The sequence below is a fragment of the Sphingobacterium sp. SYP-B4668 genome, assembly GCF_027627455.1.
GTDB lineage: Bacteria > Bacteroidota > Bacteroidia > Sphingobacteriales > Sphingobacteriaceae > Sphingobacterium.
Map to the genome: position 1 here is coordinate 141,042 of NZ_CP115483.1, position 19,917 is coordinate 160,958.

General features: G+C 43.4%; 16 protein-coding genes. 10 read left to right on the forward strand and 6 right to left on the reverse strand.

Going from position 1 to position 19,917, the window contains the following annotated elements; all coding sequences use genetic code 11:
* Window positions 1–16 precede the first annotated feature (16 nt).
* Both OQ289_RS00620 and OQ289_RS00625 read right to left on the reverse strand, forming a co-directional pair.
* Window positions 17–1,063, reverse strand: a complete 1,047-nt coding sequence (locus OQ289_RS00620; protein WP_270088947.1) for a DNA topoisomerase IB — start codon at window positions 1,061–1,063, stop codon at window positions 17–19.
* A 203-nt stretch (window positions 1,064–1,266) separates the two neighbouring features.
* Window positions 1,267–1,818, reverse strand: a complete 552-nt coding sequence (locus tag OQ289_RS00625) for a lipocalin family protein (RefSeq protein ID WP_270088948.1) — start codon at window positions 1,816–1,818, stop codon at window positions 1,267–1,269.
* Window positions 1,819–1,948: 130 nt separating this feature from the next.
* Between OQ289_RS00625 and OQ289_RS00630 the strand changes: the two genes are divergently transcribed.
* On the forward strand, window positions 1,949–2,938 hold the full coding sequence (locus OQ289_RS00630) for an aldo/keto reductase (protein WP_270088949.1): 990 nt from the start codon (window positions 1,949–1,951) through the stop codon (window positions 2,936–2,938).
* On the opposite strand, the gene OQ289_RS00635 is transcribed toward OQ289_RS00630, so the two are convergent.
* On the reverse strand, window positions 2,935–4,077 hold the full coding sequence (locus OQ289_RS00635; RefSeq protein WP_270088950.1) for a baeRF3 domain-containing protein: 1,143 nt from the start codon (window positions 4,075–4,077) through the stop codon (window positions 2,935–2,937). The two genes, OQ289_RS00630 and OQ289_RS00635, sit on opposite strands and share 4 nt — an antisense overlap.
* Before the next feature lie 186 nt (window positions 4,078–4,263).
* On the opposite strand from OQ289_RS00635, the gene OQ289_RS00640 reads away from it, so the two are divergent.
* From OQ289_RS00640 to OQ289_RS00660, 5 genes are all read left to right on the forward strand, one after another.
* Complete coding sequence (locus OQ289_RS00640) at window positions 4,264–5,796, forward strand: SulP family inorganic anion transporter (protein ID WP_270088951.1); 1,533 nt, start codon at window positions 4,264–4,266, stop codon at window positions 5,794–5,796.
* Between the two features lie 71 nt (window positions 5,797–5,867).
* On the forward strand, window positions 5,868–6,377 hold the full coding sequence (locus tag OQ289_RS00645; protein WP_270088952.1) for a YdeI/OmpD-associated family protein: 510 nt from the start codon (window positions 5,868–5,870) through the stop codon (window positions 6,375–6,377).
* A gap of 227 nt (window positions 6,378–6,604) precedes the next feature.
* On the forward strand, window positions 6,605–6,790 hold the full coding sequence (locus OQ289_RS00650) for a CsbD family protein (RefSeq protein ID WP_033563726.1): 186 nt from the start codon (window positions 6,605–6,607) through the stop codon (window positions 6,788–6,790).
* Window positions 6,791–6,959: 169 nt separating this feature from the next.
* Window positions 6,960–7,919 carry a YihY/virulence factor BrkB family protein gene (locus OQ289_RS00655; RefSeq protein WP_270088953.1) on the forward strand — a complete coding sequence of 320 codons (960 nt, stop codon included), beginning with the start codon at window positions 6,960–6,962 and terminating at the stop codon, window positions 7,917–7,919.
* Window positions 7,920–8,087: 168 nt separating this feature from the next.
* A complete protein-coding gene (locus OQ289_RS00660) occupies window positions 8,088–9,548 on the forward strand; it encodes a glycoside hydrolase family 130 protein (protein ID WP_270088954.1) in 1,461 nt (486 codons plus the stop codon).
* A 5-nt stretch (window positions 9,549–9,553) separates the two neighbouring features.
* Here the strand turns inward: OQ289_RS00660 and OQ289_RS00665 are convergent, their stop codons facing one another.
* From OQ289_RS00665 to OQ289_RS00675, 3 genes are all read right to left on the reverse strand, one after another.
* Entirely contained in the window at window positions 9,554–10,672 is a 1,119-nt protein-coding gene (locus OQ289_RS00665; protein WP_270088955.1) for a hypothetical protein, read from the reverse strand.
* Between the two features lie 14 nt (window positions 10,673–10,686).
* A complete protein-coding gene (locus OQ289_RS00670) occupies window positions 10,687–11,895 on the reverse strand; it encodes a glycosyltransferase family 4 protein (protein ID WP_270088956.1) in 1,209 nt (402 codons plus the stop codon).
* 229 nt (window positions 11,896–12,124) lie between these two features.
* Window positions 12,125–13,186: a PAS domain-containing sensor histidine kinase gene (locus tag OQ289_RS00675; protein ID WP_270088957.1), complete on the reverse strand. Its 1,062-nt coding sequence runs from the start codon at window positions 13,184–13,186 to the stop codon at window positions 12,125–12,127.
* 215 nt (window positions 13,187–13,401) lie between these two features.
* Here OQ289_RS00675 and OQ289_RS00680 point away from each other — a divergent pair, with 215 nt between their 5' ends.
* From OQ289_RS00680 to OQ289_RS00695, 4 genes are read left to right on the forward strand one after another with little or no spacing between them, the layout of a single operon-like run.
* Window positions 13,402–14,871 (forward strand): ATP-binding response regulator, encoded by a 1,470-nt coding sequence (locus OQ289_RS00680; RefSeq protein WP_270088958.1) that lies wholly within the window; start codon window positions 13,402–13,404, stop codon window positions 14,869–14,871.
* A gap of 5 nt (window positions 14,872–14,876) precedes the next feature.
* The gene (locus OQ289_RS00685) at window positions 14,877–18,473 is read left to right on the forward strand and encodes a response regulator (RefSeq protein ID WP_270088959.1); all 3,597 of its coding nucleotides are present in this window, start codon (window positions 14,877–14,879) and stop codon (window positions 18,471–18,473) included.
* Between the two features lie 18 nt (window positions 18,474–18,491).
* Complete coding sequence (locus OQ289_RS00690; protein ID WP_270088960.1) at window positions 18,492–18,863, forward strand: response regulator; 372 nt, start codon at window positions 18,492–18,494, stop codon at window positions 18,861–18,863.
* Window positions 18,864–19,688 (forward strand): CheR family methyltransferase, encoded by an 825-nt coding sequence (locus OQ289_RS00695; protein ID WP_270088961.1) that lies wholly within the window; start codon window positions 18,864–18,866, stop codon window positions 19,686–19,688. It abuts the gene before it with no gap.
* Window positions 19,689–19,917 lie beyond the last annotated feature (229 nt).

Below are 19,917 nucleotides of genomic sequence, written 5' to 3' on the forward strand. Positions count from 1 at the left end.
ATATCAAGCATTCCCTTTACACTGATTGTTTTAACGAGTTCAGAAATTTCACTAGCGATTTTTCCGTTGCGCTTCCAGGGGTGGTCACTTCGTTCTTTTTTCGAAGTCCGCTCAATAGAGGTTGTAGATTACCTGTGATGTATTGATTTTGAAGCTCCGGATGTATATAGTAATTTCGGGTCACTGTGCGTGTATTCCCTAGTCGCAACGCCACGGCATCAATTATCGCCACCAAAGCCTTCTTACGAGCAGCCGGTGTCTCTGCAAATGGTTCTGTAGCCATCACCAGGAGGGCCAATACGCACCCAGCCCAAGTACGGAAGTCCTTACATGTGTAATCATCTTGCATTGCTTGTCGCAGATAAACATTAATATCGCCCGAGTCCAAGCGTTGCAGTTGCCCTTCAGTATCGTAATATTGAAAGAGCTCTTGGCCCGGTAGTTCTTTGACGTTCTTCAGTAATCTCGCAACTTTGGGCTCTTTAAGGTAGACTTGCTGTAGCACTCCTTTTTTGCCTTTGAATTTGAAGAACACCTGATTATGTTCAATTTTGATATGTCTATTTTTTAAAGTCGTCAAACCAAATGAACCATATTCTTCTTCGTATGATTTGTTCCCTGCACGTATATATGTGGTGCTCATGGTGTACACGGCAATCGCACATACCTTTTCTTTGGTAAGGGATTTCCGACGCAAATCCTTCGCAAGTTGGGCCCGCAGTAGCTTTAATTTCTTTACAAACCCCATCAGTCGATCAAACTTCTTGATGTTACGGAGTGTAGACCAGTCGGTATGATACTTATATTGCTTGCGACCACGTACATCGATTCCCGTCGCTTGGATATGTCCATTTTTTCGTTTACATATCCAGACATCTTTCCAAGCTGGAGGGATGACCAATGCCTCGATCCGGCGAATGGTATCCCTATCGTCAACCAGACCCTTGTCTGAAAAATAGACAAATTTTCCCTTCAGCTCTTTTCGACTGTAGCCGGGCTCTTTTCCCGAGACGTATCGAAGATTGAGGTCAACTGCGGGATGAGCGGAAATCTTATCCTCCATAACCTAATTATATGTTTGTGAATAATGGGATAAATAAGACCCCGCACTTATCAAAATGCGGGGCCAAGGTTACTGTTCTGTTGTAGTGTCTATTAAAGAAATTGTAATATTTAATCCTCTTCGTATGTATAAAACCTTGCTGACACACCAAAGTTTAGTAAAACCCTTAAAACACGTATTATTTTTTACCGAACACGTATTTGTTACCTTACGCTATCCTGCTCCACCCAAATGAGCCGATTGGTATCATATCCTACTTCCTTGGCAATCTCGAGATAATGCTGTTTGACCTCTTCAGGCAGTGTCCGCTCACGGGAGAGAATCCAGAGGTAGTCCAGATTTTTGCCAGCCACCAAAGCATGTTGATAAGCAGAGTCAATAGCGATGACATTATACCCCGAATAGAAAGGGCCAAAGAACGACACCTTCAATTTTGCAGTAGTAGGTTCACCTACAAATTTGGCTTTCCCAATAGCTTGTTTTTGCTTCAGCTGAATAGTATCGTATCCACTATTGACGACATGGATCGAACCATCCTCATTTAGGCTATACTCGGCTGTAGTGTTTTTAAGGTCTTTCTCGAATTTGAAATCGAATCGTGCGATTTCATACCATTTGCCCAAGTAGCGTGCTTTGTCAAAGTTGGTGACCGCCTGCGCTTTGTCGGGGATGGTTTGGCAACTACCAAAGATGGAGACCGAAAGTATTAGAAAGAAGCACGTACGTATTCCTGGATATTTAAAAAAGTGTGACATAGCTAAATAAATGATAAGGTTCTAATATAACAGTTTTCGATGCAGAAGGTTCGGGAAACGAAAAAAAAGCGAACTTTTTGAGATACCATTCGTTAGGTAGGTAGTGTTAATACATAAATTTTAAGCTGATATGAATCATATATTTGAAGACAAGCACCGTTTAGGATTAGGCGGTGTAGCTATTGGGACTGGATTTGATGCGTTGTCAGATGCGCAGGCTTATCAGGTACTAAGCAAGGCCTGGGAATTGGGGATACGTTATTATGATACCTCACCGTGGTATGGGCTTACCAAGAGCGAGCATCGATTTGGCGAATTTCTCCAACAGCGTGAGCGCTCGGAATATGTACTTTCCAGCAAAATTGGACGCCTGTTCGAGCCGGTAGCAGTTTCCGCTGTCCCCCCCACCATGTGGAAGGCACCACTAGCCTTTGATTTTCAACATGATTATACAGCCGATGGTACCAAACGATCTATTGACGAAAGTTTGCAACGCATGGGTGTCGACTATTTGGATGTGGTATTCGTCCACGATCTATCCGAGGACCAAGTTGGCGACCGATATCCCTATTTTTTTAAACAAGCGGAACAGGGAGCCTTCAAGGTGCTCTCTGATTATCGCGAGCAAGGAATTATCAAAGGTTGGGGCTTGGGTGTCAATACTATTGAGCCCATTCTGGAATGTCTTGAAGTCGCCGACCCAGACGTCTGTCTCTCGGCGACCCAATATTCTATCTTAGCGCACGAGGATGCGGTGGACCGTCTCTTGCCAGCTGTTCAAAAACGAGGGGTCAAACTGGTCTCTGGAGCAGGGTATAATTCGGGCTTTATCGCTGGCAGGAATCGGTACAATTACAAACCCCATATCCCCAAAGGAATGGTTGCCAAGCGAGACCGTATCGCGGAGATTGCAGGGCGTTACGACGTAGATATCATTGCCCTTGCCCTACACTTTATATTGGCTTCGGATATCTTTGCAGCTATTGTCCCCGGTGCCAGTACAGCCGAGCAGGTTGCAGATAATGTAAGGGCACTCCGTACGCCGATTCCGCTTGACCTTTGGCACGAACTAAAAGAAGAGGGGCTCATCTATTCACAAGCCCCAGTTCCTCTTTATTAGAAGCGATTGATAGAGACCGCCCCGGTATCGTGGGGCATCTCTTCCTTCGTCAGTAAGAGTACATTGCCCGCTTTTTCGACCACCAAAGCTGCCAAATCATCCAATATATCATCAGTCCCTTCACGGCTTGTATCGATACGGCGCTCCTCTGCCAGTATCCTACCGGGTATGATTTTATCCTCTTCGATTAAAAGTGTCTCTATTTTTCCATCTAGCGCATCCTCTACTACTTCTTTTAGCTTCCAATGGCTTCTCCCATATTGCTCGGCAGCCTGTTGGCGTTCGAGCGTATCGGATATCAATTTTTGTTGTATCGGCGTTATAATGTCGCACGCCAACTCTTTCAGTCTCTCTGGAGACAAATCTGCCGCATTTTGGGTAATACCCTTATTGATGAGTAGCGGGTTTTTACTGCTTTTTCTAAAGAGAGTTTGGTGCTCCGGGAGTGAGGCTAAGATGAGCGGTAGATTACTCGGTTTTGAAAAGTGTTCGTATACAGCTTTATCCACGACTCTAAAAAAACGTTCGGCATCGTTTTGCTGTTCACTGCTTTTCTCCAAATAGCCATGTACCACATTGCCCGTGCCTTGATTAGCCTGTTTGCGGGAACCATTTCCTGTAGAAAATGCCGTATTGAGGTGGTTGTCTGTCAATTCACTCCCTAGCGCTTCTACCATCGTAAGCGGTACTTTCCCTGCGAGTTCGATAGGCTTGAGATAGTGACAGTCGCCTTCAAAAAGGGCCACATCATTTTGATTTACCACTAATAATTGGAAAGCTATGTTTTCTTGAATATAACGATATAAAGGCTTGACGTGAAAATTGTCTGCCACTATTGCCAAGGAAGGTACTTCGACCGGCAAGCTAAAGATTTTAAAAATACTGGAGTTTAAAAAGATAGCAAGGCCACTGTCCTGATAATTCCAAAAGTCTCGATCTTCCTGTAATTTTTCAAGTGGAGCGAGCATTTCTGCGTGGTGGGCGAGGGCATTTTTTAGATCCTTTACCAAATTTTTGAAGGTCAATGGGTCGACGGCTTTTTCAGGATGCATTCGGTGTGTTGGCATCAATAAAGACACACAGGGATATTCTTGATGTTGCGCTAATTCGTGTAGCGTTTCTCTATTTAAAGTATCCATATTCTATTTTTTTGGTTCGATATTCTATTTTTTTAAGGTGTAATAGGTAGAGGCACCCTCTATATATTTAACCTATGGAATCTATGCTTTGTTTACAAATAGGGTATTTGCCGGGGGATAACACGTATTTTTCTGTCCAAGGTTCCATAGTTTATTTTTGCGTGGAAGCACCTATATTTGTATACAATGGATACCTTTTCTAAATGGTTTGATTTCAAACAAAAAGTAAACTACAGGACCGAAGTGTTGGCTGGGTTGACCGTCGCGATGACAATGATTCCGGAATCACTTTCTTTTGCGATTCTAGCAGGCCTTAGCCCCTTGACAGGTCTCTATGCTGCATTTTTGATGGGGTTGGTCACGGCGATATTAGGAGGACGACCAGGAATGGTATCAGGCGGGGCTGGTGCTACCATCGTAGTTCTCATGGCCCTTTCGGCCACACACGGGGTACAATATCTATTTGCCGCCATCATCTTAGCAGGGGTCCTGCAATTTCTAGTCGGGTTATTTCGATGGGGCAAATTTGTACGTCTCATTCCTCAACCCGTGATGTATGGTTTTTTGAATGGCCTTGCTATCATTATCTTTATGGCGCAAATTCACCAATTTAAGATTGTAGAAAATGGTGTCAGCCAGTGGCTATCGGGCACCCCATTGTATATCATGTTAGCGCTCACCTTACTCACTATGGCTATCGTTTATTTCTTTCCGCGATTGACCAAGGCCGTCCCTGCTTCCTTAGTCGCCATTCTCATTGTTTTTATGATTGTGTTACTGGGCGGAGTGGAGACGAAGACCGTGGCCAGTATTGCATCTGTAAGCGGATCCTTACCGTCTTTTCATATACCGCTTGTCCCTTTTAACTGGGACACCTTGCAGCTTATTTTTCCTTATGCACTAGTCATGGCAGGTGTAGGACTCATCGAGTCCCTGTTGACGCTGTCCATGGTTGATGAGATTACAGCTACCAAAGGCAATTCCAATCGCGAGGCGATGGCCCAAGGTACCGCCAATGTGGTGAATGGTTTTTTCGGGGGAATGGGAGGCTGTGCTATGGTTGCACAGACATTGGTCAACCTGAATGCAGGCTCTAGGGCTCGACTCTCTGCCATTATTGGTGCCGTGACCATATTGGTCATCATCTTGGTGGGAAGCCCCATCATCGAACGGATTCCTATGGCCGCATTAGTCGGTGTGATGGTAATGGTCGCCATCGGGACATTTCAGTGGGTATCTGTACGTATTATCAATAAGATGCCCCGTTCAGATATTTTTGTTGGCATTCTTGTCGCTGCTATAACCGTTCTCTTGCACAATCTTGCGCTAGCCGTTTTGGTCGGAGTTGTTATTTCGGCATTAGTATTTGCTTGGGACAATGCGAAGCGTATCCGGACACGCAAGACAATAGATCCAATGGGAAATAAAGTCTATGAAGTATATGGCCCCCTTTTTTTTGGTTCGGCCGATCATTTCATGGAAAAATTTAATCCACAGGAAGATTCCGCTCGCATTATTATTGATTTTAAGGAAAGCAGGGTCGTAGATATGACTGCTATCGATACTTTACATAAACTCACGGCCAAATATGCTGCCCAAGGCAAGCAGGTGGTATTAAGACATCTCAGCGAAGATTGCCGTCGTCTATTGGCCAATGCCTCAGGTATAATCGAAGTAAATGTCGAAGACGATCCTACTTATAAGGTGATGCCCGAGTAGCCGACAGATGATTTTTTGAATGCCCGATTTTATTAATTTTATAGTCGTACATCTTTATAATATTGACTACTATGTTCACAGCGACCATCGATAAGATTGGAATCAATCCCTTTGTTTTTGTGCCAGACGAGCTTGTCGCGGATTTGACTAGGCAAGCCGGGCAGCATAAAGGAAAGATTCGAGTAATCTTGTTTATTGATGGAAAAGAATTCAGACAGACATTGGTCAAATATGCAGGTTACTGGCGTCTATATGTCAATGGACCTATGCTTAAGTCTACTGGCAAACAGGTTGGGGATGCCGCTACATTTGCTTTGTTTTACGACGACCAGCCTACTATATTTCCCATGCATCCCTTGCTGTCCCAAGCGCTTGAACAGCAACAAGATGCACAGCGTGTCTTTGATTCGCTTGCCCCATCGCTGAGATTAGAGATTGCTCGATACATTTCTTCATTAAAGACAGAGACCAGTATCCACCGAAATGTGGAGCGTGCTATTCAGTTTTTATTAGGGAAGGAGCGATTCATAGGACGAGATCCAATAAGACCTATTTCCGATGACACTGATTTAAACGTATAGTTTCCTCCTCAGCAAGGGAGGAAAATTATGTTGATGAAACCGAGCCCTATGTGGCGAGCTCTCATCAGCCGACTAGGAAAATTATGTTGATGAAACCGAGCCCTATGTGGCGAGCTCTCATCAGCCGACTAGGAAAATTATGTTGATGAAAAACAAATCGCGCTTTCAGCTGTTCTTTATATACAATATCATTTACGAACATTAACAATTAAAAAGGAGGAATTATTATGAGTGAGTTAACTTGGAAAGGTCGTTGGAATGAGTTAAAAGGTAAGGTAAAACAGTCTTATGCTGATTTGACAGACGATGATTTACTATACGCAGAAGGTAAGGAAGACGAATTGTTGGGACGCCTTCAAAAGAAAACCGGCAAGACCAAAGACGAAGTGGAAAATTGGTTGAATAAACTATAGTACATATCTTTCTTATAGTGAGAAGGTGAGATTTAAGTAAATCTCACCTTTTTTTGTGTCAAGTAACTTACCCCTTTCCTTAATATGCCACGAACTTTTTGACCCTATCCTTGTTGTTTATATAGGGTACAATAGCTCAGTCGAGTTTCCACACGTTAAAGTCTATAAAATGATGGAAGATAAAAAGAAAGGATTTGTTAAGAAAAATGTTGGCATACTCAAAGCCACAGGACTAGGCTTTATGAACGAAGACTGTCTTAAATATAGTGCTTCATTAGCTTACTATACTATTTTCTCCATAGGGCCTATATTGGTGTTGATGATCTCCCTTGCCGGAATATTTTTTGGGGAGGACGCAATACAGGGTAAGGTTTTTTCGGAGATGAAAGGGCTGGTCGGACCAAGTGCTGCAAGGCAGATTCAAGAAGTCATCATGAATCTTAAGCTTTCTGGTAAATCGAATTTGGCTCTCGTGGTCAGTATTGTGACCCTTTTAATTGGAGCGACCACAGTATTTGGCGATATTCAAAATTCCATCAATAGGATTTGGCACGTACGCGCCAAGCCAAAGAGAGGATGGGTGAAACTTATTACCGACCGTTTGCTCTCCTCTTCACTGGTCATCAGTTTAGGTTTTCTATTAATGGTTACCTTGGTTGTCAATGGTATCATCTTAGCATTTACTGAAAAACTACAAGTGTATTTTCCAGATACCACAGTTGTATTATTGGACGTTATTAACTTCGCCCTAAGCTTTAGTGTCATTTTCATCCTCTTCAGCATTATATTTCGCACGCTTCCAGATGTCAAGATTGCTTGGAAGACTGTAAGGTCAGGCGCTTTTTTTACAGCAATTTTATTTGTGATTGGCCGTTTCGGTATTGGGTTTTACTTACAGACATCAGGTACCGAGTCTACTTATGGTGCAGCTGGCGCTCTTGTCTTGATTTTGCTGTGGGTATACTATACCGCAGCAATCCTTTATTTTGGGGCTGTGTATACTCGGGAATACGCTCTTGCTAATGGCATCCCTATAAAACCAGCAGACTACGCCGTATATGTGGAGGAGAAAGAACGTGAAAGGGAAGTGAAAGAAATACCTATCGCTCCCAAAAACACCTCGGTATGAAGTTTGAAAAATCATCGATCTTGATTTGAAGACTGTTAAACTTCCTGACCTATCATCCCTTGCAAAAGCGTAGAACAGGTTGTTCAGAAAGTACTTGAATGGAATATTTATCCGCTGATAGCGAAAACAATTTAAGGAATAATCCCGTTTAAAAAGAAAATAGAGCCTATGTCCCTCAACGTTATCCGCAAAGAAATTTATTTTAGACCTGATTCGAGACGCGTATTAGCACGATACTTTAACATCAGTGTGGCCAGGTCTATCAAGATTGTAAGGCGCGTCTTGCAGATGAGTAAACAACAAAAGACCGACACGCTCAATCAAGTGTTGCGCAACTTTTCCAAGCGTCATCGCAGTGTAGTCAGTATTTTGGAAAAGAATTATAAAAGAACGGAATCCATCTTAAAGGAGATGGATGTTAAAGCCGAAGATGTTTCCTACAAGGACAAGTTGCTGATTGGCGCTTATTTTACAATGGAGTATTCCATCGAAGCAGCGGCTTTTTTTAATCCCTCGGTTGTGATAGCTCCCGATCAGACCCAACTGCGCGAAGGAGAGAAACGTATTATTTTGAGCTTTAGAGCCACCGGTGAGGGACATGTGTCATCCATTGTATTTCGGTCGGCAATCATCGATCAGGATCTCAATATCCATTTGGATGAGGTTGGCAAATTATTGGAAAGGCCTAAATTATTCAAAAGTCATCGGTATCAAAAGAGCGAATTTATAGAAAAGCTGTTGCAAATGCATGATCCCGAAGAGAAGGTGTTGGACATTATCGAAGCTAAATTGGCTGATTCCTTCACTTATGAGGAGTTGCGGAGATACGTGGTGGAGATGCAACAGGAAAATGAGCTGAGCTTGGATAGTAAGACATTGATGTCGCAAATCATGTGGTTGGCGTCCTCTCACTATGAAATGACCTACTCCCTAGACACCTCTATTTCCGAACGGGTCATTTTTCCCATTACCGATACCGAAAAGAATGGAATTGAGGATGCGCGCTTTGTATGTTTTGAAGGGGAGAGGGGGCGAGTGACCTATTACGCGACATATACCGCCTATGATGGTTTCACTATTTTGCCTAAACTCATGTCTACTCGTGACTTTATCCACTTTAAGGTTCAGCCTATTAATGGGAAGATTGCCAACAAAGGAGCAGCACTTTTTCCCCGCAAGATCAATGGCAAATATGCCATGTTGTGTAGAGTAGATGGCGAAAATAATTATATTGCCTTTTCCGAGGATATCATCAATTGGCAACAGGATATTACATTGCTTAAAGAGCCCGAATATCCATGGGAGTATGTGCAATTAGGGAACTGTGGGTCTCCGATCGAAACCCCTGAAGGCTGGCTGGTGTTGACACATGGTGTGGGGCCTATGCGCGAGTATACGCTCGGAGCAATTCTACTGGATTTGGAAGACCCTACCAAAGTGATAGGCAGGCTAAAAGAACCTTTATTGCATCCCAATGCGGAGGAACGTGAGGGATATGTCCCCAATGTCGTTTATTCCTGTGGACAGATCATACACAATGATTATTTGATTATTCCATACGCTATGTCTGATTATGCTTCCACTTACGCAGTCATAAAGTTGAAAGATTTGCTAAGTGCTCTTACGTAGTTTTTTTATAAGATTAAGCGGCAAATATCTAGATAGGCCATCCAGAAGCAGATAGTACTTTCTGCACCTTGATTTTGATTGACTCCGTGGCTATCCAATCCATCACGACAGCCTTTAGATCGGTCATCGTAGACACTCAGTTGAAGCTCATTTTTACCGAAGTACCATTGAAAAGCCGTAAGCATACGCTGCAAATAGCGTTTCTGCTGTGTGATCTCATATACCTCATGGTAGAGTAAGATTGTGGACGAGACTTCAATGGGTTGTTGACCAAACCGGCTACGGATGCCTCCTTCGGTATACCATGTTTCATTTCCGATGGTAGAGAGATAGCCCTGTTCAAAAAGCAAAGAGTCCAAGAATAGAAAGCTCTCCATCCCCACCTCCATCAGGCGTTCGTCTTTCAAGATTCTAGCTGCACGGAGTGTCCCCAAAGGGAGCAGCGCATTATCGTAGGAGATAACTTTTTCAAACCATGGCCATTCAGGCCCCGAATTTTGATGATACTCACTGGCCAAAAAATTGGCCAATGCATGCATCAAATCGCTAATCCGCCTATCTTCGGGGTATCGCTCCATGTATAAGCCCAGCCCCATGAGGGTATATCCTATTGCCCGGCTCGATCGCAAATCGCCTGCATGTGGCAAAGCGCGATCGAAAAGTTCTTTTCCCAGTAGCTGCAAGTCCGGATGATGTTTGCCCCTGAGTAAATATCCTAATGCCCACATTGTACGTCCGTAGCTATCGTCGGAGCCTCCTGCATCTAAAAAGGAGAGATCAAAGGATAAAAAATTTCTAAACTGCCCACTTTCTAACTGCATATAGTTAATATATGCGAGGTAAGTCTCGATAAGTTGTCGGCTCTCCTTGGAAGATTCTCGCTCGTAAGCCATTAGTGCCAATAACAGTGCTCGACAATTATCGTCGAGACAATACCCATGATGATAATTGGGCGTGGTGTAAGTTGCATGTTGGAGGATTCCCACGTGATTTGTCAATCGTTGGATATGCGCCAAGTCAAAGTCAGGAAGTGCCCGCACCATGTCATCTGCTATTCCATTTGCCACTAGTGTGAGACCCACTCTACCCGCATCCTCCATTAGTTCACGATACTTTGTGCTCATTTGATTTTATTTTTTTAAGAGGATAATCTATTGTTGCTGCTTGGGAATATAGGTGTTATGTTTTTGGACACACCAGGTTGGTCAGGACGGATTGTCGACATCGTTTTATCCAACTGTAGACTATCCAACAAGGCGAGATGGCGTTTCCCTACGTTAATCCACGACATTTGTCGTCCATACCTGGCGGCATTGTTTCTATATCGCATCAATTCGCTTGGCTGGTCCAATAAAGTATTGATTGTATGAGACAGCGCTAGCGCATCTCTGAAAGGAAACAATATTCCTCTGTCCTCGGCCAATAAATCCTTGGCATACCAATAAGGCGTTGAGATGACAGCTGCACCGGCACCAATGGCAAAGGACAGTGTGCCGCTGCTGATTTGGTTCTCATTGGGGTAGGGCGTCACATAGATATCACAAGCACTGAGATATTGCACCAGCAACCTTTCCGACGCGAAGAGGTTGACAAATTGTACTTTATCCTCAATGCCGAGAGCTTTTACCTTCTCCATCAGTGAAATCCGGTAGGCTTCACCTTCTTCTCGCAAAATATTGGGATGAGTGGTGCCCAATATAATATATTGGAAATCTTTTTCTTTCACCTGTGCCACAGCATCCAATGCCGTTTCAATTCCTTTGCTTCTACCCAAAAAGCCGAAGCTGAGCATTATTTTTTTATCTTGAAGGCCCAGTTTTTTCTTGGCTGTCTCTTGGTTATATGCAAAGTCAGGTACCCCGTGTGGAATGAGCGCTACACCTGCAGATGGGATTTGATACACCTGTTCCAACATCGTGATGGCTCGTTGCGTCATGACGGTCAGCTTGCTGCTATATTGGGATAGTTGGCGTAGAACCCTGTGTTCATTAGCATGCGGTTCTTGTAGTACAGTATGTAAGTTGGTCACCACCGGGACTTTCAGATGCTGTAATAGGTCAATGATATATTTCCCTGTTTCTCCACCAAAGATGCCATACTCATGTTGGATGATACAGGCATCGTAGTTTTGGTTGATCAGTTGGGCCGCTAGCAAATAGCTGTGCAAATGATTTTTATCGATAACGAAAACGACCTCTTCGGGAAAAAAATGCTCTGTACCATCTGATATTGAAAAAATTCCGTGATCTTCATCCGATGATTGGGTGAGTGATTTGTAAAGATCCTTGGTGAAGGTTGCGATACCACACTGCCTAGGTGGGTAAGTCCCGATTATAGCTGTTTTCATCTGTAAAATATATTAGTCTTTTCCAGCAACTCAGAAGTCCTAGCGTAATCCTTTGTTTCTAAATTACTGTATACTTATAGAACAACAGAAGGAGCAGAATGTTCCAACCTCAGACCTCCGAAAGGATAGAAGACGCATTAATCTTTTTAGAGCAGGTATAAATCGCTAACAGATGGTATTTAACGGATTCGTTACGGATGTTTGTGGACGCTATACTTTGTACTTACAGTCAATGTTTAGGAAGTTCGATATAGAAAGTCGTTCCTCGGTCTACTTCACTTTCAAACCAGATTCTACCTCCATGCCATTCTATTATTGTCTTGATAATCCACATTCCTAAGCCGGTGCTGTATTCGCCACGTAGACCCTTCCGCCTAGCACGGCTGAATTTTTCAAAGAGGTCTTTATGATGCTCTTCCGGAATACCAATGCCATTATCTGCAACCGTTAGTATGACACTGGTTTCTTTTTCTTCGATATAGAGGGATATGGTTCCGCCATTTGGGGTAAATTTCAGTGCGTTTGAAATAAGATTGTTGACCACCTGCATAAACTTATCCTCATCAATATCAATGTAAATAACATCTGTATTGGATGTGCAGGTAAATTGTACGCCCAGCTCTTCCTGTGCTGCACGATATTGCGTAGCGAAGTGATGCATACGTTTTACAAAATCTATCCTGCGTCTGACGAGTGGGACACTAACGGATTGCAAAAACTCTTGATTTAAAAAATCTTGAATCAGCTGTATACAGCTTTTGCTTATTTCGTGGATGCTATCAATCTGTGAGAGGAGTTTGGTATTACCACCATCTGCAGAAGTCAGCTTAATCACCTCTGCTAGGTTCCCAATAACGCCGATTGGACCTGCCAAATCATGGCTTAGGATATTGAGTATTGCATTTTTCTTGGCATTGTGCTTTGTGATGGTCAAGTTGTACTCTTTTGTAATCGTTACATCTTCGGCATGCCCCACCAGAAGTTTTTTCCCTTCCTCCACTATAGGATAAGCACTGATACGCAGTATGCCTTCGCCACTTTGGAGTTGAAATCGACATTCAACGCCGTCAACAGACTCCTCTTCAATCTCCTCGAGCCGCTCCACCAAATAATTTCTATCTTCGGGATGCACCATCACTAGAAATGCCTCTAACGTTAGTGTTGATGCTTTTAGTTCGAAAAAGGATCGAAAGGCAGGATTCAGGTAGGTGAATTTTTCCAGATAAGGGTCGTAAGTAAAGAATAGAAGGGACGAACTTTCGACCAAAGATTGTAGTGCTGCCTGAGTCATGAGCGTGGAATGGGACGTTGCTATCCTTCTGGGCGTCCCGTTTCGTAAGTTAGTAAATTAATCTGTACTAATCGCTGTTATCCTGGAGAACCCGGCAAATGATTTGGTCAAAGCCTTGTATTATTCAAGAATAATTGGTTATTTTTAAAACTTTAATCTTCAAAAGGCTGCAGAAAATAAGCCATTATTCAACAGATCAGGGAGACCGACTAACTATGATTTTAATTGTTGACGACCAAGTAGAGAATATTTATTCACTTCAAAAACTACTCGAATCCAAAGATTTTTTGGTCGATACAGCCCTATCCGGAGAAGAGGCGTTAAAAAAGGTATTGAAGAATGACTATGCCTTAATCATCATGGATGTGCAGATGCCGGGTATGGACGGATTCGAGGTCGCCGAGACCCTCTCTGGATTTAATAAGACCAAAGAAATTCCCGTTATTTTTCTATCCGCAGTCAATAAAGATAAAAAATTTATCACCAGAGGATATGCCTCCGGCGGAATAGATTATGTGACTAAACCTGTTGATCCTGATATTCTTATGTTGAAGGTGAAGACCTTCTACCGCCTCTATGAACAGACTTTGGCCCTTAACGAGACGCAACGTGCACTACGCTCCGAAATAGAGGAGCGGAAGCGAGCCCAACAAGAGTTGAAGGATCAAGTGGATCAATTGCACTCTACTCTGGAGTCTCTTCCGCAATTGGCCTTTACTGCAGATGCTCAGGGACAGATTGAATTCGTGAACAACAAATGGCTAGGATATGCTGCTTCTGCCACCAGCTTTCCGGAGACCCATCCCGAAGATCCAGAGATTTTGTCCCTGTGGCTAGATGCCCGCATGAGAGAAGTACCGCTAGAGTTGGAGGTCCGAATCAAGGAAAGGCAAGCCGAGCTATTCAGGTTTCACTTGCTTCGTATTGCTCCCATCAAAGAAAAGAACAACAACATCAAGTGGGTTGGAACCTTCACCGATATCGATGACCAGAAGCAGATAGAAAAAAAGAAAGACGAATTCTTGAGCATCGCGAGCCACGAACTCAAAACTCCCCTCACTAGTATCAAAGCCTATGCACAGCTGCTTTCAAGGACCATCGATGCTCCCGAACAAGATCCTTCTCGTAAATATATCAACAAAGTACAACATCAGGTTTCTAAGTTGAATAGCCTCATTACCGATTTATTGGATATCTCCAAGATAGAAAATGGCAAGCTGAAAATTACCAAAAAGAGTTTTGATTTTGAAAATCTGCTTTCTAGTGCCATAGATACCATCTACCATACCCATGAGAATAGCCAATTAGATATTCAGCGGCAGGGCGATAGGATAGAAGAGACGGTCGTTGGAGATGAAATTCGGATAGAACAGGTCTTGATCAATTATCTGACCAATGCTATTAAGTATGCACCCAATTCCAATCAGGTTGTTGTCAAGACCGAGCGGTCGGAGGGGCAGATTAGGGTGAGTGTCACTGATTTTGGGATTGGCATACCCGAGCATAAGCTTGGAAATATTTTCGGCAAATTTTACAGGGTGGAAGAGTCCTCGCTCCGATTCCAAGGCCTAGGGATAGGATTGTACATTTGTTCGGAAATTATCAAACAGCATAATGGTACTGTCGGCACTACGAGCCAATTAGGACAGGGGTCGACGTTTTATTTCACATTACCTTTAAATTAGTGCACATGCCTAAACCCTTTTTAAGAAATCTACAGGTTGGCTTTGGAATCTCTTTGATTCTGTTGTTGGCAAGTTCAATAGCATCTTATACCAGTATCAAAGAGCAGATCAACAACAGGGCCAAAGTCGATCACAGTCGGCGGGTCATTGCATCAGCCAATAAAGTGCTCAATGATTTACAAAATGCGGAGACTGGCCAAAGAGGTTATCATCTGACCGGTAAAGAGAGCTTTTTAGAACCCTATCTCAACAGTGTACAATCTTTGCCGCGATCGTTGACGCTCACGCAAGAGCTGGTTGCTGATAATCCGGCGCAGAGACGATCTGCCGATACCTTAAAATCCTTGGTAGAATCTCGGTTGGGTATATTGACCAATCTGATAAACATACGAAAACAAGGTGGGGAGGTCACGCTGGCCCAACTAGAAGAAGGTAAGCAGTATATGGATAGCTGCCGGCAGGTCATCGCCAGCTTTATCGATACAGAAGGTTTGTTATTGGACAAGCGATCAGCCGAGCTCAATAGATCATCGCACTATACGTCTATCTTTGTTGTGGCTGCGGCTATCATTTCACTCTTGATTACCCTTATATTCTACCTGCGTATTCGGGAAGATTTTATAAAAAGAGAGGCGCTTCAACAATCCCTTAAGAAGAAAGATGAAGAAATCGGTCGTCGCTTAAAAGTGACCCAACGAATCGCCAATCAGATAGCAGGTGGCGACTATACTGTCCATGTCAACGATTTGGAACAGGATGATTTGGGAAGTTTGGCCGGATCTCTCAATGAAATGGCGGGGGCCTTAAAGCACTCGTTTGATGAGTTGAACAACAACGAATGGCGGCAGACAGGATTGGCCCAGCTTAATGAAACTTTGGTCGGGAATAAAACCGAGCAAGCTTTGATTTCAGATGCACTACACCATCTTGTCAACTATGGCGGCTCTATCAATGGCGCATTTTATCTATTGGAGCAGGATAAGCTCCTGTTAAAGAGCGCATACGGGTTAGAAAAACATATGCCTCGGTCATTGTCTCCAGGGGAAGGGATGGTCGGACAAGTATTTCAAGAAGGCAAGTTAAAAAGATTCGAAAACCTTCATGACAAGGATTATGTCGTCTCTTTTGCAAATGGACAATTACATATCGAACATTTACTTCTATTACCTGTTTTCGTTGATTACCGTTGTATTGGGGTAATCGAATTGGGCGGAATCGATCCTTTTGAAAATGTACAAATGCCCTTCTATGTAGAGGCTACCCGCAATGTCGGAATTGCGATTGCTGCGGCCAAAAGTCGAGATCAAGTGCAGAAACTTTTAGAAGAAACACAGGCCCAAACCGAAGAGCTGCAGGCCCAACATGCTGAGTTGGAGAATTTAAATACCGAATTGGAAGCACAGACCCAAAAGTTGCAATCATCTGAAGAAGAACTTCGCGTGCAACAAGAGGAACTTGTTCAATCCAACGAAGAATTGGAAGAAAGGTCTCAGATGTTGGAGGAGAAAAATCAATTGATAGCAGAGCGCAATTTAGAAATTCAACAAAAGGCCGAGGAATTGGCCATGAGTACAAAATACAAATCTGAGTTTTTGGCCAATATGTCCCATGAGTTGCGCACTCCGCTCAATTCTATACTTCTTCTCTCTCGATTGATGTCAGAGAATACGGAAGAAAATCTGAATGAAGATCAGGTCGAATCGGCAAAAGTCATCCAGAGTTCGGGTACCAGTCTGTTGAGCCTTATCGATGAGATTCTCGACCTTTCTAAGATAGAGTCGGGAAAGATGGAGCTTGATTATCAGCATGTCCCTTTATCGGATGTTGTACACGACCTTAATAGCCTCTTTCTGCCCATTGTAAAAGACAAATCACTTGAACTCCATATTACGGTGCAGCCAGAATTGCAAAGTACAATTGAGATCGACCGTCTCCGATTGGATCAAGTGTTACGTAATTTGCTGTCCAACGCCATCAAATTTACAACCAAAGGGAGAATCACCCTTTCAATCACTGAGGACCCGCGCAACATAGATTGTATCGTTTTTGCCGTGCAAGATACCGGGATAGGAATCGCTGATGACAAGCAAAAGATAATATTTGAAGCTTTTCAACAGGCGGACGGCTCTACTCGACGAAAATTTGGAGGGACAGGATTAGGGCTTTCCATTAGTCGCGAAATCGCACGATTATTGGGTGGCGAAATTCAGCTGACGAGCAAAGAAGGCGAAGGCAGTACGTTCAGTCTAATCGTTCCAAAGAAGAAAGCAACTGAGGTCGCTAAGCCAGCCTCGGAAGAATTGATTGATATTATTACTGCAGATGTGCAGGAGGTCAACGCGTTGGTTGCAGAGATTGCTAGTCCAAATACGGTGTACGAAATACCGCCCGACGTTGAAGATGACCGTGACCACATATCAGCAGGCGATAAGGTCATTTTGATTGTGGAGGACGATGTTAATTTTGCAAAAGCCTTGCTCAAGTTTACGCGTCAACAGCATTACAAAGGTGTGGTAGTCGTCAGGGGAGATATTGCGGCCGGCTTTGCCCTAAAATATCGTCCTATAGCCATCTTATTAGATATTCAATTGCCCATTAAGGACGGATGGCAGGTGATGGACGAAATCAAGAGCAATCCGGAGACTAGGCACATTCCTGTACACATCATGTCTTCGCTCAAAGTGAAAAAGGAAAGCCTCCTGAAAGGAGCTATTGATTTCATTAACAAACCTGTTGCGATTGAGCAGATTGGGGAGATGTTCAAAAAAATCGACGATGCCTTGACCCGCTACCCCAAGAAAGTATTGATTGTCGAAGAAAATCCTAAGCATGCCGCTGCTCTTTCTTACTTCCTGAGTAATTTCAATATTGTATCAGAAATCAAATCAAATGTGGAGGAGAGCGTGCAAGCGTTGAGCTCGGATGTCGTCAATTGTGTGATTTTGGATATGGGGGTGCCGGACCAGATTGGGTATGAGACCCTTGAGGCCATCAAGAAAAACGAGGGTTTGGAGAGCCTTCCCATTATCATCTTTACCGGCAAAAATTTGTCACATGCCGAAGAGGTCAAAATCAAACAATATGCCGATTCTATCGTTATTAAGACGGCACATTCGTACCAACGAATCTTGGATGAAGTCGGTCTATTCCTTCATTTGGTAGAAGAAAAGACGGCTGATGTCCAAAAACGAAAGACCAATAAGCTTGGTTCGCTGAGCGAGGTTTTGAGCGGTAAGAAGGTCTTGATTGCCGATGATGATGTTCGGAATATATTCTCGCTGTCAAAAGCGCTGGAAAAGTATCAAATGAAGGTCGTTTCGGCCACTGACGGGAAAGAAGCTTTGGAGCAACTGAACAACAATCCAGATATCGCTATCGTGCTCATGGATATGATGATGCCTGAAATGGATGGCTACGAGACGATTCGTCTCATTCGCAAGCAGGCTCCGTATGCCAAATTGCCCATCATGGCCGTCACAGCAAAGGCTATGACCGGTGATCGGGAGAAGTGTATCGTAGCGGGAGCATCGGACTATATTTCCAAGCCGGTGGATACCGATCAATTACTGTCGCTATTAAGAGTATGGTTGTATGAAAACTAAACGTATTTTATTAGGGTAATGGATAAGGCTAAATCAGTACTGATTATTGACGATGACAATCGCAATATCTTTGCTTTGCGATTGGCGCTAAAGTCTAGAGGATATCTTGTCGTCTCTGCCAACAGCGCAGAAGAAGGGATAGCGATGCTGGGTGACGGTCGCGCTATAGCGGTTGTACTTATGGATATGATGATGCCAGATATGGACGGATATCAAGCGATTGCGGCTATCCGGTCATCTGCGCTATATGGACATACGCCAGTAATTGCGGTAACCGCCCAAGCCATGCAGGGTGACCGTGAGAAATGTATGGAGGCGGGGGCGAGTGATTATATTCCTAAACCCATAGATTTGGATAGACTGTTGCAGGTAATTGAAGAAGTGAGCTAGATGATAGGAGCCAATATTATCAAAAGTGAAGATATCGAGCTTCTTTTGACAGATGTTGCGGAGCGTTATGGTTATGACTTTACGCAATATAGCAGAGCATCCTTGAAGCGCCGACTCAATCGAATCTGTCTGATTGACAAGTTTACGAGTTTCGCAGAGTTGCGGTACACGGTCTTGAATCATCCCGAATATCTACAAAGATTTGTGGAAGAGATTACGGTCAATGTGACGGAGATGTTCCGTGACCCGACCTTTTATAAGGCCTTGCGTGAAGAGGTATTCCCCAAGCTTGGTACTTATCCCTTTATTCGGATTTGGCTGGCCGGTGCTTCCACCGGAGAGGAAGCTTACTCCATTGCTATATTGCTGAAAGAGGCAAATCTCTATCATAAATCCTTAGTCTATGTAACGGATATCAACCCGGGCGTGCTGGAGCAAGCCAGTAGCGGTATTTATCCCATTAGTCAAATGCAATTGTACTCCGAAAGCTATCGATTGTCCGGTGGTGTAGAAGACTTCTCCAAATACTATACGGCCAATTACGATTCGGTTAGATTTCATTCCGATTTGAAAGAAAAGATGATCTTTTCTACTCACAATTTAGTTTCAGATACTTCTTTCAATGAATTCCAGTTGATCCTATGTCGCAATGTTTTGATTTACTTCGACAAAGAATTACAGAACAGTGTCTTCAATCTATTTGACGACAGTCTGGAGACCTTAGGCTACTTGGCTCTAGGGTCCAAAGAAACACTCCGATTCTCCAATTTGGAAAAGAGATATAAGCAAATCGGTCTTGAAAAGATTTGGCGGAAGAATCGTTAGCCCTCATGAGCTTGCTCATCCCTTTCGTTTGATATGTATCACCATTCGTACAGGCATCGTCCGGCTCTGATGGTCTTTCAACTCCTTCTATTTGACCCTATTGGTAATTTATTGAGATTTAGCATGGGAGATGCACCCGATATATACGTGTTAATTACGTATTTAACGCTTGTGCAATAGCTGTAGGATTTGTTATATTAGCATTCTGTTTACATATTAATACAATAAG